The organism is Cryobacterium sp. SO1, assembly GCF_004210215.2.
In the GTDB taxonomy this organism is placed as follows: Bacteria; Actinomycetota; Actinomycetes; order Actinomycetales; family Microbacteriaceae; genus Cryobacterium.
The window spans coordinates 1,542,680-1,565,900 of sequence record NZ_CP067394.1 but is presented as its reverse complement, the minus strand read 5'-3'; the positions used below and the strand labels follow the sequence as shown (position 1 = coordinate 1,565,900).

Annotated in this window: 19 protein-coding genes; 4 read left to right on the top strand and 15 right to left on the bottom strand. The window is 69.9% G+C overall.

Features of this window, described 5'->3' with window-relative positions; genetic code table 11:
* Nucleotides 1-34: 34 nt before the first annotated feature.
* From BJQ95_RS07360 to BJQ95_RS07330, 7 genes are all read right to left on the bottom strand, one after another.
* Nucleotides 35-628 carry an NAD(P)-dependent alcohol dehydrogenase gene (locus tag BJQ95_RS07360; RefSeq protein ID WP_256041570.1) on the bottom strand — a complete coding sequence of 198 codons (594 nt, stop codon included), beginning with the start codon at nucleotides 626-628 and terminating at the stop codon, nucleotides 35-37.
* Nucleotides 629-648: 20 nt separating this feature from the next.
* A complete protein-coding gene (locus BJQ95_RS07355; protein ID WP_256041569.1) occupies nucleotides 649-1,002 on the bottom strand; it encodes an alcohol dehydrogenase catalytic domain-containing protein in 354 nt (117 codons plus the stop codon).
* A 137-nt stretch (nucleotides 1,003-1,139) separates the two neighbouring features.
* The gene (locus BJQ95_RS07350; RefSeq protein ID WP_240694811.1) at nucleotides 1,140-2,081 is read right to left on the bottom strand and encodes an alpha/beta fold hydrolase; all 942 of its coding nucleotides are present in this window, start codon (nucleotides 2,079-2,081) and stop codon (nucleotides 1,140-1,142) included.
* A gap of 49 nt (nucleotides 2,082-2,130) precedes the next feature.
* The gene (locus tag BJQ95_RS07345) at nucleotides 2,131-5,655 is read right to left on the bottom strand and encodes an ATP-binding protein (RefSeq protein WP_130178270.1); all 3,525 of its coding nucleotides are present in this window, start codon (nucleotides 5,653-5,655) and stop codon (nucleotides 2,131-2,133) included.
* On the bottom strand, nucleotides 5,652-6,449 hold the full coding sequence (locus tag BJQ95_RS07340; RefSeq protein WP_165384963.1) for a DUF4194 domain-containing protein: 798 nt from the start codon (nucleotides 6,447-6,449) through the stop codon (nucleotides 5,652-5,654). Before BJQ95_RS07340 ends, BJQ95_RS07345 begins: the two co-directional genes overlap by 4 nt.
* Entirely contained in the window at nucleotides 6,442-7,968 is a 1,527-nt protein-coding gene (locus BJQ95_RS07335) for a DUF3375 domain-containing protein (RefSeq protein ID WP_130178268.1), read from the bottom strand. Before BJQ95_RS07335 ends, BJQ95_RS07340 begins: the two co-directional genes overlap by 8 nt.
* A 121-nt stretch (nucleotides 7,969-8,089) precedes the next feature.
* Complete coding sequence (locus tag BJQ95_RS07330) at nucleotides 8,090-8,671, bottom strand: hypothetical protein (protein ID WP_130178267.1); 582 nt, start codon at nucleotides 8,669-8,671, stop codon at nucleotides 8,090-8,092.
* A gap of 109 nt (nucleotides 8,672-8,780) precedes the next feature.
* On the opposite strand from BJQ95_RS07330, the gene BJQ95_RS07325 reads away from it, so the two are divergent.
* A complete protein-coding gene (locus tag BJQ95_RS07325) occupies nucleotides 8,781-12,797 on the top strand; it encodes an SCO7613 C-terminal domain-containing membrane protein (protein WP_256041568.1) in 4,017 nt (1,338 codons plus the stop codon).
* 297 nt (nucleotides 12,798-13,094) lie between these two features.
* Here BJQ95_RS07325 and BJQ95_RS07320 read toward each other — a convergent pair whose 3' ends face one another.
* Entirely contained in the window at nucleotides 13,095-14,774 is a 1,680-nt protein-coding gene (locus BJQ95_RS07320; protein ID WP_130178266.1) for an FAD-dependent oxidoreductase, read from the bottom strand.
* 395 nt (nucleotides 14,775-15,169) lie between these two features.
* Here BJQ95_RS07320 and BJQ95_RS07315 point away from each other — a divergent pair, with 395 nt between their 5' ends.
* A complete protein-coding gene (locus BJQ95_RS07315) occupies nucleotides 15,170-15,832 on the top strand; it encodes a histidine phosphatase family protein (protein WP_130178265.1) in 663 nt (220 codons plus the stop codon).
* A gap of 111 nt (nucleotides 15,833-15,943) precedes the next feature.
* On the opposite strand, the gene BJQ95_RS07310 is transcribed toward BJQ95_RS07315, so the two are convergent.
* The 4 genes from BJQ95_RS07310 to BJQ95_RS07295 form a co-directional block, all read right to left on the bottom strand.
* Entirely contained in the window at nucleotides 15,944-16,303 is a 360-nt protein-coding gene (locus BJQ95_RS07310) for an MmcQ/YjbR family DNA-binding protein (RefSeq protein WP_130178264.1), read from the bottom strand.
* A gap of 53 nt (nucleotides 16,304-16,356) precedes the next feature.
* A complete protein-coding gene (locus tag BJQ95_RS07305) occupies nucleotides 16,357-17,355 on the bottom strand; it encodes an LLM class flavin-dependent oxidoreductase (RefSeq protein WP_130178263.1) in 999 nt (332 codons plus the stop codon).
* Nucleotides 17,356-17,395: 40 nt separating this feature from the next.
* Nucleotides 17,396-17,857 carry an isoprenylcysteine carboxylmethyltransferase family protein gene (locus BJQ95_RS07300; protein WP_130178262.1) on the bottom strand — a complete coding sequence of 154 codons (462 nt, stop codon included), beginning with the start codon at nucleotides 17,855-17,857 and terminating at the stop codon, nucleotides 17,396-17,398.
* A 151-nt stretch (nucleotides 17,858-18,008) separates the two neighbouring features.
* A complete protein-coding gene (locus BJQ95_RS07295; RefSeq protein WP_205750156.1) occupies nucleotides 18,009-18,989 on the bottom strand; it encodes a hypothetical protein in 981 nt (326 codons plus the stop codon).
* Between the two features lie 447 nt (nucleotides 18,990-19,436).
* On the opposite strand from BJQ95_RS07295, the gene BJQ95_RS07290 reads away from it, so the two are divergent.
* Nucleotides 19,437-20,609: a globin domain-containing protein gene (locus BJQ95_RS07290; protein WP_130176527.1), complete on the top strand. Its 1,173-nt coding sequence runs from the start codon at nucleotides 19,437-19,439 to the stop codon at nucleotides 20,607-20,609.
* A gap of 163 nt (nucleotides 20,610-20,772) precedes the next feature.
* Here BJQ95_RS07290 and BJQ95_RS07285 read toward each other — a convergent pair whose 3' ends face one another.
* Nucleotides 20,773-21,414, bottom strand: coding sequence for a PadR family transcriptional regulator (locus BJQ95_RS07285; protein ID WP_130176526.1), 642 nt, complete (start codon nucleotides 21,412-21,414; stop codon nucleotides 20,773-20,775).
* Between the two features lie 359 nt (nucleotides 21,415-21,773).
* Here BJQ95_RS07285 and BJQ95_RS07280 point away from each other — a divergent pair, with 359 nt between their 5' ends.
* Nucleotides 21,774-22,439 carry a hypothetical protein gene (locus tag BJQ95_RS07280; RefSeq protein ID WP_130176525.1) on the top strand — a complete coding sequence of 222 codons (666 nt, stop codon included), beginning with the start codon at nucleotides 21,774-21,776 and terminating at the stop codon, nucleotides 22,437-22,439.
* 81 nt (nucleotides 22,440-22,520) lie between these two features.
* Here the strand turns inward: BJQ95_RS07280 and BJQ95_RS07275 are convergent, their stop codons facing one another.
* Together BJQ95_RS07275 and BJQ95_RS07270 are read right to left on the bottom strand one after the other, a co-directional pair.
* Complete coding sequence (locus BJQ95_RS07275; RefSeq protein ID WP_165384859.1) at nucleotides 22,521-22,670, bottom strand: hypothetical protein; 150 nt, start codon at nucleotides 22,668-22,670, stop codon at nucleotides 22,521-22,523.
* 1 nt (nucleotide 22,671) lies between these two features.
* Nucleotides 22,672-23,118: a DUF6325 family protein gene (locus BJQ95_RS07270; protein ID WP_130176524.1), complete on the bottom strand. Its 447-nt coding sequence runs from the start codon at nucleotides 23,116-23,118 to the stop codon at nucleotides 22,672-22,674.
* Nucleotides 23,119-23,221 lie beyond the last annotated feature (103 nt).

Genomic DNA, 23,221 nt, shown 5'->3' with positions numbered 1-23,221 from the left:
CCGGATCGATGATCCGGGCGGCGCGGGCCAAGCGTCAGGGAATGATGATGACCTTGCCGCGGAGGCTGCCATCGGTGAGCCGGCGCATGGCGGTCGCGGCCTCGGCAAGGGGATACACCGTGTCGATGACGGGCCGGATCGCACCGCTGGCGAGAAACCCGGCGAGGGTGTGCAGATCCTCCTGGCGCATCGTCGACACCAGGCCGGTGAGCTTCTGGGGTACGAACGGCGACAGCAGCAGCGCCCGCAGGGCCCGCTCGAAACCGCCGGTGACCCGGCCGCCGCCCTCACCGCCGACGATCACGAGGGTGCCGCGCCGGGCGAGGAGCCTGCGCAGCGAGGAGACCGACCGGTTGCCGGCGGTGTCGAGCACGAGGTCGTAGCGCTCTCCCGACCGGGTGATGTCGCCCCGGCCGTAGTCCACGACGGCATCCGCCCCGAGCGAGCGCACGTAGTCGAGTTTGGCGGCGCTGGCCACACCGGTCACGTGCGCGCCGAACGTCCTGGCCAGCTGCACCGCGTAGCCTCCGACGGCACCTGAGGCGCCGATCACGAGCACCCGCTCGCCCGGCCCGGCGGCCCGCACGGGGGCGAGGGCCTGCAGGGCGGTGACGGCCGAGGTGGGCACGCCAGCGGCCTCTTCGAAGCTCAGTGCCGTCGGTTTGGCCTCGAGCGTGTCGGCCCGGGCGACGGCGTACTCGGCCAGGGCCCCTCGCAGACGCCGAAGACCTCATCGCCCGGCTTGAAGCGGGTGACCTGGGCGCCGATTGCCTCGACCCGGCCGGCGACATCCATGCCCCGCACCCGGTTCTTCGGCGCGCGCCAGCCGATAGCGGGCCGCACCATGAGGGGCAGGCCGGCCATCAGGTGCCAGTCGCCGATGTGGAGGCTGGTGGCCTTCACGTGGAGGAGAACGTCGTCGTCGCCGACGCTCGGCCGGTTGATATCGGCGGGGCGCAGCACGTCGGCCGGGCCGTAGCTGTCGTGGACGATGGCCCTCATGATGTGCCTCCAAGTCTGGATGGGGCGGGGTAGTGAGCACGATAGAAGGATTTCGTGAGATTTTCAGGACGAAAATCCGGCACTAGTCCTGATAACTTCACTATCTCCTTTTTTCGCGGCTGCCGGGAGGGGCGGGCTCAGGAGTGCGCGAGCAGCCAGTCCAGCGCCGGAGCGCACTCGGTGAGGATGGAGATGTGGCCGTCGTCGGCGCAGTCCCAGTACTCGGCGTTCGGGATGGCCCGGGCCAGCCAGGCCCCGTGCCCGGGCGGGACCACCCGGTCCCGGCCGCCCTGCACGATCAGCACGGGCACCCGAATCGTCGCCACGTCGAACCCCCACGGCACCACGAAGGCCATGTCATCGTCGATCAGGCCGTCGGGCCCGGCCGCCGAGGCTTCCCCCACGTCGGCCCCGAGCGACGCCCAGTCGCCCTTGAGCGCGGCATAGTCCCGTTCCACGAAACTGGCCGGGTCGAACTCCGCGGTGGCCTGGTAGTGCTCGCGAGCCGGCCGGCCCGCGCGGGCGGCCCGCAGCGCGCCATCCGAGGCCATCCCGGCGAAGAAGTCGAGACCGCCGGCGTCGAAGGGCGCGATCGCGGCCAGGCACGCGGCGGCGGTCACCCGCTCGGGCAGCAGTGCGGCGCAGGCCAGGGCGTGCGGGCCGCCGCCGGAGGCGCCCATCACCGCGAACCGGCCCAGGTTGAGGGCATCGGCGATGGCCGCCACATCCGACGCCGCCGACGCGACAGTGCGGCCGGGTAGCGGCGTCGAACCGCCGTAGCTGGGCCGCCCGTACGAGACCAGCCGGATGTCCCGCTGTGCCGCCGCCACCAGCAGGGGTTCGAGCAGGGCGCCGGTCTGCGGCGAGCCGTGCTGCCAGAGCACCGTGAGCCGGGCCGGGGCCGGTTCGCCGAGCGGGTCGTACCCGCCCAGATCGCCCCACTCCCCGCCCGCACCGGGGTTCCCGGGCGCACCGGAGTCCCCGGCGGCCCCGGGGACTGGAGCGCTGTCGTGTACCCGGAGCACGCGGCCATCGGGCAGTCGCAGATCCTGCTCTGACACCATCGGGACTGACACCATCGGGCCAGCGTAAGCCGGATTCAGGTGACCTGCCAGACCGGCGCGCGGGTCAGGCCACGCTTCGCTCAGACGCGGCGCTGTCCGGCTCCGCCTGCTCGACCGTTGTCGGTTCCGGTGACATCAGCGGGGTGATGTAGGAGAAGCCCGTGACGGTGTTCTTGGTCATCGACAGCACGAGGTCCATGTGCGGTTCGAGGGCGGTGACCTTGTCAAGCGGCGATCCCACGATCAGCTGGAAACCGAGGCCCTTCCAGGCCGCGACGGCTCGCCCGGCGAATTCGGAGTCCGATTTCACGAAGCCCTCGTCGAGGAAGACCGGGGCGAAACGCGGCCGGGTACGGCTCTCGTCGCCGAGCTGGAACCGCAGGGCCGCGCCGACGACGAACGCGACGAGCTCCTGTGACTCGCCGCCGCTCTTGCCGCCGAGCGACGAGTAGGTGCTCACTTCCACGCCGTCCGGGGTGGTGCGCACCGCGGTGATCTCCACGTGCCTGCGCACATCCAGGAGCAGGTCGCGATCCGACTCGGCCTTGGCGCCCTGGCGACCGGTGGTCCGGCCCGGCCCCGCGATGTCCAGCTCGTCCGGCCGGCGGATCAGGTTCATGAACGCCTGCAGCCGGGTGAACCGGCTCTCGGTCTGCTCGTCGGTGAACTCCTCGGTCGAGCCGGAGGAGAGCAACTTGAGCTCCTTGCGGAATGCCGTGGCGTCGTCCCGGTGCAGGCGACGGAGCGAGATCTGCAGCCGGTCCCGGCCGGCCCCGAACGGCAGCGTGCGCAGGATGTCGTTGATCGGCCGCAACCGGTCTTCGATCTCTTCGATCGAGGTGGTGAACGCGCCGACCAGCGGAACCAGGTCCTGCCCGCTCCACGCGGACAGGCGCCGCTTCCATTCCTGCCGCCTCTCGTAGAGTCCCAGCGTGTAGACGGCGTCGAGGATGTCGCTGTAGCTGGAGTAGGACTCCATCGCCACACCGATGTTGGGGTCGGGCCAGCGGCTCTGGAAGGTCTCGAAGATGCCGATCAGGGTGTCCCTGGAGCTGCGGGCGGTATCGCGGTCCTGGCTGGACTGCTCGGTGAGCCGCTCGCGCAGCCGCTTGACGCTGTTCGCGAAGCTGGCCAGGTCGGTGCTGTCGCCCACGGCGGCGAACTGGGCGTCGAGGTGGGCGGAGTGCTCCTCGGTCAGGGTGACGGTCTCGTCGGCCTGGATGCGCTCCAGCCGAACGTTCACGATGTCCTGCCGGTCCACGATCGCGGCGTGCTCATCGCTGAGCGCGGACGCTTCCCGCTCGGTCTCGTGCTTGAGCTTCTGGGCGGCCTCGAGTTCGGCCGCCAGGCGTGCTTCTTCGTCCTGGAGTCCGCGCAGCACGTCGCTGCCGGCGAGCAGGCGTTCACGTTCGGCTTCCTTGGCGGTGATCCTGGCCGTGGCGCCGGCGACATCGATGGCCAGCCAGGCGGTGTCGATCAGGTGCTGGTGGGCATCCTTCAAGCGGCGCAGGGCGATGATCTGCCCGGCCTTGGCGGAGGCCTGCTGCGCGAGGGAGTCGGCGGAGGCCTTCAGCGCACGCAGCTCCTCGTTGATCTCGGCCAGACGGACGGTGCTGGAGAAGCCGATGATGGCCCGCTGCTCCTTGTTCCACCCGTGAGCGCCACGCTTGCCCTGGCGGATCTGGCCGCTCGGGGTGACCCGGGAGCCGTCGCCGGCGAGCTCGGCCGCACTGTTGACGCAGAGCGCGTCGATGGCGGGCGCCTGCACGCGGTCCTGCACCCAGCGGCTGAACGGGGAGTCCTTGAAGGTCAGTTTGCCCGAGACGTACCGCGGGTCGTGCTGCACCTGCTGGTGCGGGTGCAGGGCGACACCTTCGAAGTGGATGCGCACCGGGATGTGCAACGGGTCGATGGCGCGGCCGAGGGCGGCCAGCCGGGTCTCGTCGACGAGCAGCACCCGCACGACCGAGCCGAGGGTGACCTCGGCGGCCTGGCGCCAATCGTCTTCACCGGGGGCGATGTCGATGAGCTCGGCCACGAAAGGCAGTTCCTCGGCGGGGATTCCCGCCGCCTCCGCGATCATCAGGCGGGCGTTGTGCAGGTGCTGGGGAACCAGGCTGGCGCGCCCCTTGAGGAACGCGTGCTCCTGCTTGAGGGTGCGGATCTTCTCTTCGACCGGGTAGGCGGTGCGCTGCAGGGAAACCCGCTCGAGGTCGAGCTCCTGTTCGGAGGCGGCGAACCGGGCGATGAACCCCTCTGCGGCCAGTTGCGCGGCGGCGAAGTCGCCGGCCGAGGTGATGGCGACGGCACCGGCAGCATCGTCGGCAGCTGCGTCGTCGGCGGTCTCGTCGGCGTTGCCGGCGACGGCCCCCAACAGGGAGATGCGGTCGTTGAACCTGGCGCGTTCGGCCGCCACGTCGTCGCGTTTGGCGGCCAGCACGTCGAGGTCGTTCTGCAGGGCGGCGAGAACGTCGCCGCCGGCGCCCCGCTGCTGGTGCTGCAGGTCGGCGACCCGGCCCTTCAGCTCGGTTTCGGCATCCCGGGCCGCGATGAACGCGGCCTGGTTCTCACGCCGGGCGCCGCGGTTGGTGTCGGCGGCGGCGTCGAGCAGGCCGTGCTCGGTGAGCAGCTGCCAGAGCACGAACGGGGTGTCGCCCTCGCGGTGCACCCCGAAACGGTCGATCAGGTCAGCCTTCTCGGTGGCGCTCTCGTAGTCGCGGTGCAGTTCGGGCAGGCGTTCGAGCACCTTGGCCTTCTGCGCCTCGGTGACCATGGCGCCGTAGGAGCGTTCGAGGTCTTCGAAGTGGTCGACGGCCTTGTCGGCGGCGGCGTAGGTGGCGGGTTCTTCGAGCACCATCGACTTGTACAGCCCGTCGACGGTTTTCACCTGCTGGCCGGCCTGGATGCGGGCCAGCAACCGCAGCGCCTTGCCGCCCTCGCCGTTGGCGCCGATGCCGAGCCGGGTGTACAGGGTCTGCGAGAACGCGGCGTAGGTGTCGAAGACGTCCAGGTCGCTGAACCGGTTCTTGAGGGCACGTTTGTCGAAGCGGGCCTCGGTGACGTCGGCGAGCTCGCGCAGGTCCAGCCGGCCGTCGCGGGTGGCCATCTTCATGGTCACATCGGCGAACTTGGTCGCGCCGCGCGGCACGAAGTAGGCCCGCAGCACCGTGAACCGGCGCTGGTTGTCGTCGATGAAGGTCATCGCCACGGCGCCCCAGGTGGCCGAGTCGGCACCGCGGAGCACCTGGTCGTGCATCGCCCCGGTGTCGGCCTCGCGGCTGGAGTCGGTCTTGCCGCGGAGGTAGGTCATCAGGTTGCGCTGGTCGACGCTGCGGGCCCGGCCGGAGCCGGCGTCGTTGGACGCGCCGTTGAACGGGGTGTCGGAGGGCATCATCAGCGCCAGGTAGGCGTCGAGCAGGCTCGACTTGCCGGTACCGGATGCGCCGGAGACCAGGGTGGCGCTAGCGGCGAAGTCCACCTCGTGGTGACCCTGGAAGCCACCCCAGTTGACCATCTGGAAGGACTCGGCGCGCCACTGGGTGGTTCCCTCGGTGGCGCCGTCCATGTGGAACAGCGGGGAATCGGTCATGAAACGGCCTCCAGGGCGGGGTCGGCAGGTTCGACAGGATCGGGTTCGGCACCGTTGTCCGGTGCGGCGGCGGCAAGAATGTCAGCGTCGAGCGTATCGGAGCCGGCTTGCTCCGGCGGCTCCTGGCCGTTCTGCTCCACCAGCCACTCCCAGAGCTCGCCGAGGCGTTCGATCGGCAGCAGCACCTCGATCACCGCGGAGATCCGGAACCGGTCGGGGTCGCTGGTCTTCAGCAGCACCCGGGCCTTGGCGAGGCTGTCTACGGCCGCGGTGGCGCGGCGGGCGTCACCGAACCTGTCCGTGGCGTGCTCGGGCCGGAAGTGCGCGACGTTCTCGACCAGGTTGTCGCGGTCCACGATGACGATGTCGACGCCGCTGGCCCGTTCGCTGCGGAACCGCTGGCGCAGCAGCACCAGGAGGATGGTCTCCTCACGGGTGTACGCCACGTCGTGTAGCAGGGTCGGGAACCGCTCCCCACCCTCGCCGAGGGCCTGACGCTTGAAGGCCACCTCGTAGTGCAGGTCGACGTGCAGATCGAGGAACAGGTCGTTGAGGCGGGACTTCAGCAGGCTCTGCGAGGCGAGCAGGGTGCGCCACTCGGCGGGCTGCAGGGCCGCGGAGATGTAGCGGTGCTTGAGCAGCAGCACCAGGGTGCGGCGCTGCTCCACCGTGAGGCCGCCCTCGTCGCCCTCGAAGAGCGAGAAGCTCTGGGCGCCGTCGTCGGTGGTCTCGGTGCTCTCCACGCCCTCGTCGGTCGCGTCGGTGGGCGCTTCGGTGGTCACGTCGTCAGTCATGATCAGGTCCATAGTTCAGGGCGGCCAGCGCCGCGGTGTTGTCGTCGGTCAAGGTGATGCGCGGCACCCTGAAGGTGCGGCGGGAGCCGTCGGGGCGTACGGTCTCGAAGGACTCGGTGTCTGAGCCCGCTGTCGAGGCCGCGGCATCCGTGCGGTCGACGGCGTCGACCTGGGTGGCCAGCTGCAGCAGGCCGAGAATCTCGACCGGCCGGCGCATGGCCGGCTCGAGGCTGTTGAAGGCGTCGCCGACGGATGCGGCACGGTTGGCACTGAAGGCCCTCACCATGGCGTCGCGGAGATCGGCCAGCAGCGGACCGCCCTGGGTGCGCATCGCATCCAGGGTGGGCGGTTCGGGGGCGAAGGCCGAGACGTCCTCGAGGGGCGGCGGCGCCTTGTGCGCGCCGGGGTCGTAGAACCTTTCGCGTAGGTGCTCGAGCTCCAGGGTGCCCGGCATCAGTTCCGCGGTCACCGTCGACCGGGGGCCGGCGGTTTCCATCCACACGGCGAGTTCCTTGTTGATCTCCCGCAGCAACCGTTCGAGTTCGCGGTCCTTGACCACGTCGTGGTTCACGATGTGTTCGCGCAGGGTGGTGGTCAGGCCGTTCCGCTGAGTGAGCACGTCGTCGACACCCTTGCGGATCAGGCTGACCGTGCCCATGAAGCTGCGCCGGTCGGCGGCGCTGAGTTCCAGGGCGAAAGGGTGCAGCATGATCGACTCGAGGTCGTTCTTGAGCTTGGCGAGCAGGTCGTCGTTTCGGAGCAGCACGATGGCGCCCTCGAAGGCCCGGCCCTCGGCGGTCGAGGACATCAGCGCATCCGTCTTGGAGAGGTACTCGTCGAGGACCTCGCTGATCGGGCGTTCCTCGGCGCGGAAGTCGTTCACGATCTGCCGGTGCATGCCGGCGACGGACTCCTCGACACGCTTGAAGTCGCTGGGCAGCTGGGTGATCAGGTCGATCAGGTTGGCGTAGCCCTCGTGCATCTGATCGTTCGAGGCCGCGGCGATGGCGCCGCCGGCGGCGAGCCGGTCGCGTTCGGCGTTCAGCGCGTCAATCTCCAGGTCGAGCCGGCGGATGCGTTCGTCCCGGTCCGGGTTGGCCTGCGTGGAACGGTGCCGCACGGTGTCGACGATGGTGGTGAGCCGGGATTCGCTGATCAGCGCGCGATCGCGGGAGAGCCCCTCGACCAGCAGCAGGGCCTCGAGGGCGTGCGAGGTGAGCGAGTACTGCTCCTCGTCGTCGTCGCCGGTCTCCCGGTAGAGCCACTGGTCGTTCATCCACTGCACGCAGAGCGCCCGCCCGTTCTTACCGGGCACCTCGCTGCCGATGGAACGCAGGTCGGCCAGGTAGGCATCCACCTGGGTGTGCAGCCGGTCGGCCTGCACACTGCGCCGGTCGCGGCTGAACGACGACTTGAACACCGCGAGCACGAACGGCGCCCACTTGCGGTCGAGGAGCCGCAGGGTGGGTCGGTCGAAGGCGCTGTGCACCCGCGCTAATTCACCCGCGATGTCGCTCACTCGTGCTCGTTCCCTTCTCGCCGGCCCGCCTGAGGGCCTCCTCAACCGTAGTCGCCCCGGCGACCGGGAAACGGCGCGGGGGGCGTGCTGTGCAGTCCTGGGCGGCGGCGCGCCAGACCGCTCAGTACTCGCCCTGGCTCTGACCGGCGGCTTCGTCGGCCTTGAGCTGAAGCAGTGCCAGATCCACGAGGAGGAACATTTCGGTGCGTTCGGCCCGGCGGCGCTGATATTCGGGGTCGAGGGGGTCGATCGAGAGGCGCATCAGGCGGGTGTGCAGGGCGTCTTGCACCTCGTTGCTGGCCGCGTGCTGGGCGTCCGCCACGAGGCGACCGACCTTCTCCTCGTCGTCGGCCACGGCGCGCAGGGCGAGGGCGAGGAGTTTGTGCACCCGACGGCGTAGCTTGAGCTGGCGGAGGTCCATCAGCTGGTCCTGGGAGAGGTCGTGGCGCCAGGTCAAAAAGGTCAGTTCCTTGCGCTGCAGTCGCACCCGTTCGCTGGATTCCTGGTTCTCCTCGGCGAGGCTCTGCAGTTCCCGACGGGTGGCATCGGCGAATCGGGCCCGGTCGTAGTCCGCGTGCTCGGCGAGTCCCGCGACGATGATGTCGTTCTTGACCGCCATCCGCACCGAGGACAGCGCGATGAGCACCCCCTCATCGACGATGCGCGAAATCGGCACCCGGGCGTGCTGCGTCGCATCCGTCACACCTTCATTTTACGCATCCCGCGAACCGTGACTTCAGCCCCTCAAATCGCCCATTTCTGGGGCTTTGTTCACAGTTCGCGGAGGGAGGAGGGGCACCTAGACTGCGGCAATGGGGAAAATCTGGAACGATGCTGCCGTTCGATATCTGCAGGACCGGCGGATTTGTCCCCGATGCGACGCGCGTCTGAGCGATGAGTGGTGCCCGGGTTGCGGGGCCGACCTGAGCGGCCCGCTGGGCGGCGCGCTGGAGTCGTCGACCGAGCGGGTGGTCAACGCGCTGCGGGGGCGCGACCGCCTGATCGAGCGGATACCGACGGTGTGGCGCTCCGGCGCGCCTGCGCTGGGCACACCGGCAGTGGGCACTCCCCCAATGGACACAGCTGCCATGGGCCCGTCTGCGGTCGACCCGGCCGCGGTGGGCGCTGCCGGGCCGCAGAGCGTGTCCGTGCCGCAGCGACCTGCGGCACCGGTCGGTGCGCGCGAACCTGTCGGCGTGCCGGCTGCGGTTCTTTCGGCTGCCCCGGATGCCGGCGCCCAGGTCAGCGTGCAGTCGGTGCTGGCCTTCGCCGGCGCCGCGTTGCTCGCCGTGGCGGCACTGGTCTTCACCTTCTTCAACCCCGACCTCACGAGCTTCGCCGTGCGCACGAGCATCATCGGGGCGATCACGCTGGTCTTCCTCGGCGGGGCCTGGTGGTTCGCCCGTCGCGGTCTGCAGTTCTCCGCCGAGTCCGTGGCGGCCCTTGGCGTGGTGTTCGTCGGCCTTGACGTATGGGCGTTCACACAGCTGGCGCCGTCCTCCGCGAGCGGGTGGGTCTTCGCCGCTCTCGGCACGCTGGCCGGCTCGGCCGTGCTGTTCGGGCTGGGCGCCCGCTCCGGTGTGCGGGTCTGGCTGTGGGCGGCTGTCGTGGGGCTGGCCCTCTCGCCCGGGCTGCTCGGCAGCGGGGGCAACGCCTGGGGCGCGATCCTCGGCAGCCTGGGCGTGGCGGTCGTCGCGCTTGGCCTGCACCCCGTGCTCGCGCGCCTCTCCCCCGGGCTGGGTTCCGCGTTGGGGGTCGAACGATACACGGCCACCGCCCTGCAGGCCGTTGCCGTGCTCGCCGCCCTGCTGCAGCTGCTGGTGCGCTCGATCAGCACGACCGGCACTGACATCGCCGGGTATGCCGGCATCCTCGCCGTTCTGGCGGTGGTGGCGGCGCTCGGCAGCCGCAACGGCCTGCCGCGGCCGTGGAGCTTCGCCGCCGGCGCCTTCGCGGTGGCGGCGGTGGCCATCCTGCCGCTGGCCGTGTCGTTCGAGGATTCGGCCTGGTACCTGGCACTGGTGCCGGTCGCGGGCGGGATCGCCCTGGTGGGGCTGGCCGCCCTGCCCTCGAGCCCGGCCGCCAGCCGCGGCGCCCTGGGCTCGGGCGCCGTCACGGTGCTGATCCTGGCCGCGACCCCCGCCCTGGTGACCGCGGTCGTGCAGTTGTCGGGCGCGCTGTTCGCTCCGCTGCGCTGGGCCGGATCGGTCGCCGGCGGCTACCCGGGCGAGACCTCGCCCTTCCCGGCCAGCGGTGACTTCGCGTTCGTCGCCGGATCGAACCCGTCCTACGGCCCCGGGCTCGTCGCCCAGAACGTCGGCCTGGCGTCGATCGTCGCGTTGGCCGCCCTCACGGCAACCGCCTGGGCCGTCGCTCAGGTGAGCCGCAGAACGGCTGCGCCGGCGCCGGCCGGGCCCCCGCAACCCGTGCCAGCCGGGCCAGCGACGGGAGTGTCGGCACCGAACCGCCTGGCCCTGTGGCTGGGGGTGTTCACCCTGCTCACCATCTCCGGCTGGGCGGGCTTGTCAATCACCGGTCAGGCCGTCGTGGGCTTGGTCCTGACGGCGGCGCTCATCGCCGGTCTGCTGTTCGTTCCCGCGCTCGTCGCGGCACCCCCGACGGTGCGGCGGGCGGTGGGCGGCGGAGCGCACCTGTTGCTGTTGCTGGCGGCGATCACCGGATGGTCGCAGGAGTCGACCACTGTGTGGGTCGGCGCGGCCGCGGTGCTCGCCCTCGCCTCGCTGGCCCGCGCCCTGCCGGCGCGGTGGCGTCCGCTGTACCTGGCGGTCGGCTACGCGTACGCGCTGGTCAATGTGGCCACCGCCCTCACGCTCGTGGGCGTCGACGGCATCGCCGTGCTCTGCCTCACCACCACCCTCGGCCTGCTCTGCGCGCTCGCCGCCACCCTCACCACCTGGCTCACCCCGCGCAGCTGGTACGCCCTGCTCCTGGTCAGTGCGGTGCCGTTCCTGGCCGGGATCGTGGCGGTGCTGCTGGTGCGCAGCGGCTGGACCGCGCTGTCCACCGGCGTGGCCTTCGCCCTCGCCCTGACCCTGATGACGGTGCGTCGCCCGGGCATGACGATTGCCCTGCGCTCCTTCGCGGCCGCTCTGCTGGTGCCCTCGCTCGCGGTGGTGGTGGTCTGCCTCGGCGCTCAGCTGCTGGCCACCAGCGGATCGCCGGTGGTGCTGCCGCTCATCGCGTTGCTCGTGGCCGGCACCTTCGCGGCCACCGGTCCGATCACGCAGGCGCTCGAGAAGCACGGCCTGACCGCCCTCGAAGCGGATGCCTGCCGCCGGTGGATCGAGGCATCCGCCGCCCTCACCGGCGTGCTGGCGGTGCTGCTGGCACTGGTGCGCACCGCAGCAGGTCTGTCGACCACGGTGTTGGTGCTCGTGATCCTCGGTGTGGGCGCTGCCGTCAACGCTCTGCGCACCGGCCGGCAGCTGGCCTGGTGGGCGGCCGGCGCCAGCTGGACCGGCGCGCTCTGGTGCGTCTGGGCCAGCCGCGGCATCGAGGTGATCGAACCGTACCTGCTGCCACCGGCGCTCGCCATGGTGGTCGTGGGCGCGATCCTCGTGGCCAGGGGCCGCACCGGCCAGACGCTGGCCGCCACCGGCCTCGCCCTGGCCGTGGTGCCCAGCCTGGCGGTGCTCGTCACCAACGGGTCCGCCGGGTTCGGCGCCGCGCAGCTCGGCTCCGTGCGGTACGGCCTCGCGCAGTTCGGCCCGGCCATCCCGTGGCGGGCCTACGGACTGATCGCCGCCGCGCTGCTCTTGGTGCTGGTCGGCTACGCCATCGCCCGCGCCGCCACCAGGGCTACCGGTCCGGGTGCGGCGACCGGGCTGGGCAGCCTGCTCGGCTCCACGGCCGTGGTGGCCACCCTGGCTGCGGCTGCGGGTGCCGCGCAGGCCATGCGCTGGGGACTCGGCCTCGACGCCCTGGCCGGCAACCCGACCACCGGTGTCATGCTGCCCGTGCTCGCTCTCAGCGCTCTGGCGACCCTGCTGGCGGCGCTCGCCGGCGGGCTTCCGCAGGGCGGGACGGCCTCGGGCGACACGGCAGCCGACGGTATGGCCGGCACAGCATCCGGCGGCCCGGCGTCCCGCGACACCTCACCCTCGCGGTGGCGTTTCGCCGCAGCAACCGCGTTCCTGGTGGCCGGGCCGATCACCGCCATCCGTGCTGACGCCTTCTCGATCGGCACCCTGACGCTGTTGATGGTCGCCGTGCTTGGCTTCATGCTCGTGGTCGCGGCGCGCAGCCGCAGCACGGCGACGTCGCTGCCCCCGGTCTGGTTCCTGTTCCTGCTCGCCTGGTGCGCAGCCGTCGCGGGCTGGAGCGAACGGGAGCTGCGCGTCGAGGCGTTCTCGCTGCCGCTCGGACTGGCGCTGCTCGGTGCCGGCATCATCGGGATGCGCCCGGGAGCCCGAACCGTCCCCGCACGACTTGGGTCGTGGCCTTCCGGTTTCGCCGGCTCGTGGCGGCTGCTGGCGCCGGGCATCATCGTCACGTTCCTGCCGTCGGTGCTGGCCACCGGCACCGACCCGCAGACCTGGCGCGCCATCCTGGTGATGTCGCTCGCACTCACGGCGATCCTGATCGGTTCGACCCGGCGCCTCGCCGCGCCGTTCCTGATCAGCCTGGCCGTGCTGCCCATCGAGGTGATCGTGGTGTTCACGGTGCAGATCGGCCAGACCATCAACCCGCTGCTCTGGTGGATCACACTGGCCACCATCGGCGCGGTCATGCTCGTGATCGCGATCACCTCCGAGCGGAAGGGTGCCACGGAGGCCGGCCTCTCGGCCCGCCTCCGCGACCTCACCTAACAGCTCGCGAGCCGTGAGAAAAGCACCGAAACCTGAAGATTTTCGGTGCTTTTCTCACAGCTCGCGGAGATTGGAAGGCGTTGGACTCGCCCACGAAGCCCTCGCGGAGGAGAGTCTTTTCGGGCTCAGGCAGCCAGGATGCCTCGACCCGCCTGCTGCGGATCGGCGCCACGGCTGACCACACAGCTGGCAGCACGGCTGACCACACGGCCGACGGCGCTCAGTCCAAGCTGGCGGTGCCGGTGCGCTGGTCCGCCGCCGGCTGAGCCGCCCACTGCAGGGAGGTTCCCCGCGAGATCACGCCCCCGCGAATTGCAGAGCGTCGGCGCGCTCGCGGTCGCTCTGCGCCGCATCCGCGCCGGCGGCCCAGGTGAGATAGCCGCCGTCGAGGTTCACGGCGTCGCGGCCCAGCTGCGCGAGTAGCCGCACGGCGGTGTGGCCGCGCTGGCCCACCTTGCAGTGCACGATCAGCCGGCCCGCGGGCAGCTCGGCCTGGCGGGCACGGATGTCATCGAGCGGGATGTTGATCGAGCCGGGAATGGCGGCCTCGGCGTACTCCCCCGCCGTGCGCACATCCACCAGCGTGGCGCCGGCCGCGCGGGCGGCGTCGAGTTCGTGCCATTGCACCGACGGGGTCAGGCCCTCCGCGGCGTTCAGGGCCACGTAGCCGAGCATGTTCACCGGGTCCTTGGCCGAGGAGAACTGCGGGGCGTAGGCCAGTTCGAGGTCGGCGAGCTCGGATGCCGTGATGCCGCCGGCCATGGCCGTCGCAATCACATCGATGCGCTTGTCGACCCCGCCACCGCCCACACCCTGGGCGCCGAGGATGGCGTCGGTATCGGCGTCGACCACGAGTTTGAGCGCCATCGACTCCGCGCCCGGGTAGTAACCGGTGTGCGAGGCGGGGTGGGTGTGGAACACCCGGATGTTGCGGCCGCGGGCGCGGAGCAGCTTCTCGTTCCAGCCGGTGGAGGCGATGGTGAGGCCCATCATGCCCACCACGGCGGTGCCGAGGGCCGGACGCACCCGGATGGTCTTGCCGCTGATCACGTCGGCGACTAGACGTCCGTGGCGGTTGCCCAGGCCGGCAAGGGCCACCAGGCGTTGTTCGCCCGAGATCGCGTCGGTCTTCTCCACCGCATCGCCGATGGCGTAGATGTCGGGGTCGCTGGTGCGCAGCTGATCGTCCACCGCGATGCCGCCGCGTTCGCCGAGGGTGAGGCCGGCGGCCTTAGCCAGAGCGGTGTCGGGCCGCACGCCGATGGCGGCGAGCACGAAGTCGGCCGCAACGACGCTGCCGTCGCTGAGGGTGGCGGTGTTCTCGCCGATTTCGGCGACCTGGGTGCCCAGGCGCACGCTGACGCCGGCGGCCCGGAGCCGCTCGGCGACGGGGCCGGCCATCTCGGAGTCGAGCGGCGGCAGCACCTGGTTGCCGAGCTCGACGAGGGTCACCTCGAGACCTCGGTGTACGAGGTTCTCCACCATCTCGAGGCCGATGAAGCCGGCGCCGATCACGAGGGCGCTCGTCGGCGCCACCTCGAGGGCGCGCATGGCCGCGTCGACGTCGTCGATGTCGCGCAGGGTGAGCATCCGCTCGCCGCCGGGCAGCGGCGGGCGCACGGGCGAGGCGCCAGGTGAGAGCACCAGCGCGTTGTAGGCCTCGGTGGACTCGTGGCCGGTGCCGAGGTCACGCACCCGTACGGTCTTGGCCGCGATGTCGATGCCGATCACTTCGGTGCGCACGCGCACGTCGAGGTTGAACCGGGCGCCGAGCGTGGCCGGCGTCTGCAGCAGCAGGCTGGAGCGCTCCTCGATGACACCACCGAGGTAGTACGGCAGGCCGCAGTTGGCAAACGAGACGTGGCCACCCCGTTCGAACACGGTGATGGTGGCGTTCTCGTCGAGCCGGCGGAGGCGGGTGGCGGCGGACATGCCGCCCGCAACGCCGCCGATGATGACGTATCGATTTTGGGTCATAACCCCAGTCTGCTATACCCCTGGGGGTATCCGCAAGTCGATGCGTGACCGGATGCGTCTTCGCCGGACGGATGCTGCTACTCGGCGCGGTTATTACCCCGTCGCACGGGTCAACGGTCTGCACGGTCGCCGAGCCGGGCCAGGCCGCGGTGACCAGGTCGCCGCCTGGCCGGTGTGAGTGCGCACAGGGACGCCCCTCCGAGGCTGTGGAAGACGGGCCTCGGACGGGCCCAGCTCACTGTGGCGACGGCGGGCACACGCCCGGTGAACGACGGGGGAACTCTGGCGTGAGCGACCCAGGCGGGCGATCGAAACCACGATTCCGGCGAGTTCGCCGTGAAGGCGCGCAACACCGGGTGTTCCTCCGACTGCCCCGTGCCTATGCTGGATGCACCATGCGACTCCTCCTGATCCGCCACGGCCAGACGCCCGCCAATGTGCTCGGGCAACTCGACACCGCCCACCCGGGCCCTGGCCTCACCGAGCTCGGCGAACGTCAGGCCGCCGTCATTCCCGAGGCGCTCCGTTTCGATTCGATCGACACTATTTTTGCGTCGACGCTTCACCGCACCCAGCTCACGGCCCGCCCGCTCGCCGTCGACCGGGGCCTGGACATCCAGGTCTCCGACGGCCTGCACGAGATCGAAGCCGGCACTCTCGAGCGGCGCAGCGACCACGCCTCCATCCGCACCTACATGGAGACAGTGTTCGCCTGGGGCGCCGGCAACCTTGATGTGGGGATGCCCGGCGGGCCGGACGGCCACGCGTTCTTTGCCCGGTTCGACGCCGATATCGCCGTGGCCGCGGCCAGCGGAGCGACCGCGGCGGTGTTCAGCCACGGCGCGGCGATCAGGGTCTGGGCGGCGGCGCGCGCCACGAACGTGCCAGCGATGTTCGCCGGACTGCACGACCTGGACAACACCGGCGTGGTCGAGCTGTCGGGCTCGCCCGATACCGGCTGGACCCTGCTCTCCTGGGCGGGAGTGCCGCTGGGCGGCATGCCGCTGGTCGACGCGGATGCCGTGGACCCGACCGGCGAAGCGCTCGACGCCTCTTAGTAAGGAAATAGTGCGTTGAGAAGGACGGAATTTGACACTACGTCCTTTTTTCCGTCCTTCATCCTGATAAACCGCCGTCGTGCCGGCCGCTGGCGGACCCGGCGGCGGTGACTAGCCCGCGCTCCCCCTGGGCGCCCGGGGCACCCTCGGCCGCACGAGCGCGTGGCTGTCACGCAGCAGGTTCTCCACAAGGTCGTCGGGCACGAAACCGTCGAGCACGATGGTGATCCAGTGCTTCTTGTTCAGGTGGTAGCCCGGAGTGATGTGCGCGGGGAACTCCTCCCGCAGCGCCCGGCCTTCCTCTGGATCGCACTTCAGTGACACGCTCAGTGGCTCGCCCTCCAGCGCGCTCAGGGCGAAGACCTTGCCGTTGCCGGTGGTCTTGAAGACGCTGGTCTCTTCGCCGAACGGAAACGTCTCGGCGGCCTGGGGCAGGCTCAGGCAAAACTCGACGAGGGCATCCGGGGTCATAACTGGGACCTTACCGACTCTCCCCCGCCCAGCGCACCCCGGGCCGAGCTGCCTTAGGCCAGGACGCCGGCCATGGCGCCGGCGGTCAGCTCCACCGAACGCAGCCGGTCACCGATCTGCTGTGACGCGTGGGCGAGGATCAACTCGTCGGCCTGGGTGGCCGAGGCCAGGTCGTCGAGGAAGGTGCGTACGTCCGCGGACGTGCCCACGGCCGTGTACCGCATCATGTCGGCGAGGCGGCGCCCCTCGGTGGTGGTCAGGAACGCGTCGATCTGTTCGTCGGAGTACTCCGGTGACGCCGGTCCGCGGGCGATCATGCTGCGCACCCTGGAGCGGCGCATGATGTCGAACTGCTGGGCGGCATCCGCTCCGTCGTCGGCCGCGATCACGTTGGCGGCCACCAGCAGATAGGGCTCGGCCAGCTCCGCCGACGGCGTGAAATCGCGGCGGTAGAGGGAGACAGCCTCGAACAGGGAGTCGGGGGCGAAGTGCGACGCGAACGCGTACGGCAGGCCCAGCGCCGCCGCGAGGCCGGCGCCGAAGAGGGAGGACCCCAGGATGTACAGGGGAACATTGGTGCCGGCGCCCGGAACTGCTCGCACCCCCGGGATGATCGACTCGTCGCGCAGGTAGGCGGCCAGTTCCATCACGTCCTGCGGGAACTGGTCGGAGGCGCGCGGGTCGCGGCGCATGGCCCTGGCGGTGGTCTGGTCGCTGCCGGGCGCCCGGCCCAGGCCGAGGTCGATACGGCCCGGGTACAGCTCAGCGAGGGTGCCGTACTGCTCGGCAATGGTCAGCGGCGAGTGGTTGGGCAGCATCACGCCGCCGGATCCGAGCCGGATGGTAGACGTCTGCGAGGCGATATGGCCCACCAGCACGCTCGTGGCCGACGAGGCGATCGTGGGCATGTTGTGGTGCTCGGCGTACCACACCCTCTCGTACCCGTGCTTTTCGGCGGCCTGGGCGAGGGCAACGCTGGCTGCGAAGCTCTCCCGCACGGTCTGTCCGGGGGCGATGGGGGCGAGGTCGAGAATGGAAAGCGGTGTCGTCATGTTGGGCGTAACGGTTTTCGCGCGCGAATCGTTACCCGCGTCAGCGGATTCGGCCGACACCGGGAAGAAACCGGCCGACCCTGGCCGCGTAGTCCGAGTAGGCGGGGTGCTCCTCGACGAGCATCTGCTCCTCCCACCGGGTCTTTGCGGCCAGGAGGCCGACCAACGCTGCCCACACCACCACGTGCAGCAGGGACGAACCGATCAAAACCAGACCCAGCCCGCCGCACATCAGCCCGGTATAGATCGGGTTGCGCACCACCGCGTACACCCCGTTAGTGGCCAGCGGGGCATCCTCGCGCGGTATCGGGCTGGCCGTCATGGCCGGGCCGAGAGTGCTGGAGCCCTGCACCGCCAGGGTCACCCCCACCGCGATGAGGGCGATAGCTGTGGCCACGACGAAGCCGTTCACCGGCCAGACGGTGCCATGCGGCGAGAGGAGGAGGGCGATCAGCAGAAAGATCTGCACGACGACCAGGCCGGACGCGAGCGCACGTTTCATGCCCCGAGAGTACGCCCGCCTCACCGTGCTGGGCAGGTCCCCACGCTCTTCCCAGCCTGTACGCAGAACGGCCCGCGGACCAGCGGTCAGGAGTTCAAGCCCTGACCTGCTGCCCGCGGGCCGTTCCAGGTATTGTCGAAGACGACGTCGGCTAGTACCAGCCGACGGACTCGGACTTGGCCCAGGCCGCGCACGGAGTTCCGTAGCTGCCCGAGATGTAGCCCAGGCCCCACGAGATCTGCGTGGCGGCGTTCGTCTGCCAGTCGGCACCAGCCGTGGCCATCTTGCTGCCGGGCAGCGCCTGCGGGATTCCGGTGGCACCGCTGGAGGCGTTGTAGGCGTTCACATTCCAACCGGACTCCTTGTCCCACAGGCTGACGAGGCAGCCGAACTGGTCGGAGCCCCAGCCATACTTGGCGGCCATCATGTCGCGAGCGATGGCCTGGGCGCCGCTCGGGTTGGCCGGGGCCGACGGGGCCGGAGCCATGCTGGCCTTCGGAGCGGACTGGGCGACCTGCGCGACCTCGGCATCGGCCGCGGCTTTCGCGTCGGCGGCCGCCTGGGCAGCGGCGGCCTGTGCGGCGGAAGCTGCAGCTGCAGCGGCCTGCTCGGCGGCGACGCGGTCAGCCTCGGCCGTTGCGGCCTGCACCGGCGGCACCGCAGCGTTGGTGAGATCGACGAGCTCGTAGATCCGCTCGGGCGCGAGGTACTCGTAGTTGCTGAGCATCGCCACCGGGGTGGCCAGCTCGGTAGCGTCGGTCTTGTTCTGGGCCGCGGTGATCACGGCCGTCGCGTCGGCGAGGGTGCCTGCGGCAGACTTCTCGGCATGGGCGGCCGCGATGCCACTGTAGGCGCCGAGCTGCTCGGCGTGCCGGCCGGAGCCGGACGCGAGGGACGCTGATGCGGCGACACGATCGTTCTGCGCCGCCATGGCCGGCTCGAGCACGAAGCCGGTTCCGGCCATCGCGCCGATGGTGAGAACCGCCAGGGCGGCCGCCGACCGGCGGGTCACCCGGGTGCGGTGGGTTTTCGACGCCCGCGTCTCCCGGGTCGGAGACTGGGGCTGCGCGGAGATGACGGATGTTGCGGAGGATTCGGGTGTTGCTGGAGTGCTGGAATTCGGGTAAGTCACGGTTTTGTATGTCTCTCACTGAGCGAAACGCAGGTACGCGGGCGCAGAGCGGTTCTTGTTCGACGATCCACGAGCGGGGGCCCGCCCGGGCGAAGTGACCACCCTGCAGCACGTTTCTGAATGGACCCTCACCTTTTGCCGGGAAGGTCCTCACAATCCGTGTACCCCTGTTGCATCGCCGCGCACGAACAGGATCACTTCTTGATGCCTGGTGAGACGTTGATTCGACGCTTGTCAACCGACCGATTCCGTCGTGTGGAGCGGTGGCACGCGGGTCAAAAACAAATCAAAAAAAACTTGCAACCCCCTTGAAAATTCAGCCAGGAGGCCTTGCACGTATCGGTCACCGTCGGCACCAGAGGCTTTGGCCTCCCCTGAAAGGGGGTATCGGTTGTTAGCGTGAGACTCCCCGATACCCCCCACTCCCCCGCGATGTCAGGAGCCTGCATGTTGTCCCCCCGGTCCCATCCCCTCATTCAAGCCACGCTCCCCCTGCTCGGCGAACGCCTGCCCGCCATCGCCACCGGCTTCTACGAGCGTATGTTCGCCGCGCATCCCGAGCTCTTCGACGGCCTGTTCAGCCGCTCGAATCAGAAGAGCGGCGTGCAGCAGCAGGCCCTCGCGGGCAGCATCGCCGCGTTCGCCGCGCACCTCGTGAAGGATCCCACCAGCGCGCCGGAGATCATGCTCTCCCGTATCGCGCACAAGCATGTCTCCCTCGGCATCCTGCCCGAGCAGTACGACGTGGTCTACCGGTACCTCTTCGAGTCCATCGCCGCCGAGCTCGCCGACGTCATCACGGTCGAGATCGCGGCGGCCTGGACCGAGGTCTACTGGCTGATGGCGCACGCCCTGATCAAGCAGGAGGCGGGCCTGTACGCCGCAGCCGCGAGCGACAAGCCACTCGCGCCGTGGACGGTGACGCGCCGGGACCCCGCGGGCAGCGACGCCGTGACCTTCACGCTCGTGCCATCCGATGACACCCCGGCGTCGGCGTCCCGGCCCGGCCAGTACGTGGGCGTGACTGTGCGGATGGCCGATGGAATCCGGCAGGTGCGGCAATACTCACTCTCGGCCGGGACCGATGTCGAGACGCGGGTGTTCACGGTAAAACTAGACAACGACGGGGAGGTCTCTCCGGTCCTGCATCGCGACGTCCAGGTCGGCGACCAGTTGGTCCTTTCCAACCCCTGCGGGGACATCACCCTCGAAGCCGGTGACGGCCCCCTTGTGCTGGCCTCGGCCGGCATCGGCTGCACCCCACTCGCATCGATCCTGCGATCCCTTGTTGAGACGGGGTCGACGCGGGAAGTGCTGGTCATGCACGCCGAAAGCATCATCGAACGGTGGGCGCTGCGCGAGCAGATGGGCGCTGACATCGCGCGTCTGCCAGCCGCCGAACTGGAGCTCTGGCTCGAGGAACCCGGCGCCCATGACACCGCCAACCCCGGGTTCATGTCCCTGGATGCGGTGACCATTCCCGACAAAGCGTCGGTGTACCTCTGCGGGCCGCTGCCGTTCATGCGGGCGATCCGGGCGCAGGCGCTGGCGTCGGGGGTGCCGGCAGCCCGTATTCACTACGAGGTCTTCGGCCCAGACCTCTGGCTTGCGAGCGCCTGACCGCAAGGATGTGTGCGTGACGGCTCATCTGGAGCGCACCTGCAGACGTCGGCCGCGCACGTCGATATCCGCGTCCGGATGCGGCATCAGGGTGTAGGTCCAGGCCGGATGGCGCTCGCGGGCGAAGCTGGTGCCGGCCACGATGGCCCGGCCCTGCCCGTTGTCAGTCGGCGAGGATGAGGTACAGCGCGCGGCGCACTTCGTCGAGCTTCTCGGTCGCGGCGGCGCGCTGGGCATCGGTGGCCACCGAGCGGAACTGGTGGACAACGCCGAAGAGCTTGCCGACGCTCTCGTGGAAGGCCGCGTCGGCATCCGACTGGACGGGGGTGGCCTCCCAGGCCTTCTTGAGGTCCTCAGCGTGCTCGGCCAGGTAGGCTCGGCCGGCATCCGTGAGTTGATAGTCGGTGCGGCGTTCGGTGCCGGTCGGCGAGATGAGCTCTTCGTCGACGAGTTGCTGCAGCGTGGGATAGATGGAGCCGGGGCTGGGGCGCCAGGCCCCGCCGGTCTTCTCCTCGATCGCCCGGATCAGTCCATACCCGTTTGAGGGCCCGTCGGCCAGGAGCGAGAGGATCGCCGAGCGCACGTCCCCCTTGTTGGCACGACGGGAGCCGCGCGGTCCGCCGGGGCCGAACCCGGGGCCGAAACCGCCGAAGCCGGGGCCTCCCGGACCGAAGCCCCGGCCGAAGCCGCGGCCGTGAGCTTGAGGGGAATCGTGGTGGGCACGGTTCATTCCCGCGCCGAACTCCGTCGCGCCGCAGGCAGCGGCGCCCAATTCTGGATGGTGGGTGTGGTGAAAGCGCTTCATGGTCGCATTCCTTTGACGTTGTGCGTCTCACGTTCGCCCGCTGGGGCGCCTCCGTGCTGACGCGCCGCGGAATTTCCGCGACGGTCAACGATATATCGCTGATAATCGGGTTGTCAATGGTTACCTGGTCGGAGAGAAAGTTTTCGAGAATCTTTTTCGGCCGCGCTGGTTACCGCGGCCATCGCCCGCCACGACTGGGATCGCCAGCGCAGGACGCACCCGCACCCCGGCGGCATTCGGGCCGATCGGAGGCGTGCCAGCGCAGCCGAACCAATCCAGGAGCGCACGCGCTCCGGACCACCTATGCGGCCCGGTTCACACCGAGGCCGGAGCGAAACTAACGAATTGGAGTTACGAAAATGAAGACCATCACAAAGCGCATCACCGCATTCGGCATCACCGGTGCAGCAGCATCCGCCCTCATCGTGGGAGGCCTCGTGGCTCCCGCCCAGGCCGCTGAGCTCGATAACGCAGCAGCCACGGTGACCGACAGCTCCTCGTCGGCCAGCAACACCGATCTCATCGATGACATCCTGCGCGATGCCGTCGCCGGCAACGGCGCGTCCGGCACCGGCATCCTGGCCCCCGTGGTTTCGGGTGCCGACATCTCCGGCACCGATGTCTCCGGTACCGATGTTTCCGGTACCGACACCTCCGTCAACGAGGGCGACATCTCCACCGGCCCGCTCGTCAACGGCCCGCTCATTGAGGACTCGCTGAACAGCGACATCGGTGACGTGGCCTCCGGCAACAACATCGCCAACGGCATCGACGCCCCGATCGCGTCCGGCAACGGACCGGTGGCTTCGGGCAACGACACGTCGGTCACCGCGCCCGTGACCGCACCGGTGGATGCACCGGTCGGCTCGGCGAACGAGGCAGACCTGGGCGACATCACCGGTGGTGACGTGACCGGTGGCAACCTCGGCGCTGACATCAACGACGCTGTCGACTCGGCAGTGGATGACTCCCTCGGCGACGTCAACCTCGGCGACCTGGACCTGGGCGCCGTCCTGGGCGACTAGGCCTTCCGGCAGGATCGTCCTGCACTGAACGACCGGGCGACTCCCTTCGGGGAGTCGCCCTTTCGTGGCTCAAGCACTTGATCAGCGGCGGTCACGCCTCTCGTCCCTGCGGTCGCCGCGGCGTCGCACCCCGTGGGCCACGACGGCCGCCGTGCCGACGGTGGCGGCGGTGCGGGCGACGGGCGCCCCGATGACTCCTGGACGGCCGACCCTTCTCGGCGCGATAGGCATGTCAGGCTCCTTCCGAGTCGTCGGCTTCGATCGCGGCGGCAAGGGCCTGCACCGGGATGCGCCCGCTTGCGACCAGCTGGCCGCCGGCGTGCCGCACCGACGCCCCGAACGGAGCGGCCCAGAGGTTCTCCCAGACCAGGAGCGCGGCGCTGCTGCCGGGCTCGATGGCCGCGGCCGCCGAGATCACGTCGTCCTCGCTGAGGAGGCTGGCCAACTCGGTCTCGAAAGCACGCAACTCGCCGAGTTCGCCGTCGTCGACATCCGACAGCTCGGCGATCTCCAGAGCGCCGTCAGCGTCCTTCTTGAGAATCAGCAGGTCCAGGATCTTCACCAGGCCGCGGTCCACGAGCGAGGTGATCTCCGGAGCAATCGACCCGTTGAAGGTGCTGCCCGGAAACTCCACGACTATCCAGTCGACCGGTCCGAGTTCATCGATGGTGTCAGTCATAACCCACTCCACTTCGCTGAGATGATGCGAACGACGGGCACGAGCGTGCGCCGCCGTCTCCGGCTGCCGGAGGTGTCAGTGTCCAACCCTCCGGCAGCGCTCG

What these genes read in the sequence shown, in the direction of transcription:
- BJQ95_RS07285 (WP_130176526.1), bottom strand. Translation starts at nt 21,414, where the DNA reads ATGAAGCGCTTTCACCACACCCACCATCCAGAATTGGGCGCCGCTGCC.
- BJQ95_RS07355 (WP_256041569.1), bottom strand. Translation starts at nt 1,002, where the DNA reads ATGAGGGCCATCGTCCACGACAGCTACGGCCCGGCCGACGTGCTGCGC.
- BJQ95_RS07340 (WP_165384963.1), bottom strand. Translation starts at nt 6,449, where the DNA reads ATGACTGACGACGTGACCACCGAAGCGCCCACCGACGCGACCGACGAG.
- BJQ95_RS07290 (WP_130176527.1), top strand. Translation starts at nt 19,437, where the DNA reads ATGTTGTCCCCCCGGTCCCATCCCCTCATTCAAGCCACGCTCCCCCTG.
- BJQ95_RS07305 (WP_130178263.1), bottom strand. Translation starts at nt 17,355, where the DNA reads ATGACGACACCGCTTTCCATTCTCGACCTCGCCCCCATCGCCCCCGGA.
- BJQ95_RS07320 (WP_130178266.1), bottom strand. Translation starts at nt 14,774, where the DNA reads ATGACCCAAAATCGATACGTCATCATCGGCGGCGTTGCGGGCGGCATG.
- BJQ95_RS07345 (WP_130178270.1), bottom strand. Translation starts at nt 5,655, where the DNA reads ATGACCGATTCCCCGCTGTTCCACATGGACGGCGCCACCGAGGGAACC.
- BJQ95_RS07300 (WP_130178262.1), bottom strand. Translation starts at nt 17,857, where the DNA reads ATGAAACGTGCGCTCGCGTCCGGCCTGGTCGTCGTGCAGATCTTTCTG.
- BJQ95_RS07270 (WP_130176524.1), bottom strand. Translation starts at nt 23,118, where the DNA reads ATGACTGACACCATCGATGAACTCGGACCGGTCGACTGGATAGTCGTG.
- BJQ95_RS07275 (WP_165384859.1), bottom strand. Translation starts at nt 22,670, where the DNA reads ATGCCTATCGCGCCGAGAAGGGTCGGCCGTCCAGGAGTCATCGGGGCG.
- BJQ95_RS07310 (WP_130178264.1), bottom strand. Translation starts at nt 16,303, where the DNA reads ATGACCCCGGATGCCCTCGTCGAGTTTTGCCTGAGCCTGCCCCAGGCC.
- BJQ95_RS07315 (WP_130178265.1), top strand. Translation starts at nt 15,170, where the DNA reads ATGCGACTCCTCCTGATCCGCCACGGCCAGACGCCCGCCAATGTGCTC.
- BJQ95_RS07280 (WP_130176525.1), top strand. Translation starts at nt 21,774, where the DNA reads ATGAAGACCATCACAAAGCGCATCACCGCATTCGGCATCACCGGTGCA.
- BJQ95_RS07350 (WP_240694811.1), bottom strand. Translation starts at nt 2,081, where the DNA reads ATGGTGTCAGTCCCGATGGTGTCAGAGCAGGATCTGCGACTGCCCGAT.
- BJQ95_RS07325 (WP_256041568.1), top strand. Translation starts at nt 8,781, where the DNA reads ATGGGGAAAATCTGGAACGATGCTGCCGTTCGATATCTGCAGGACCGG.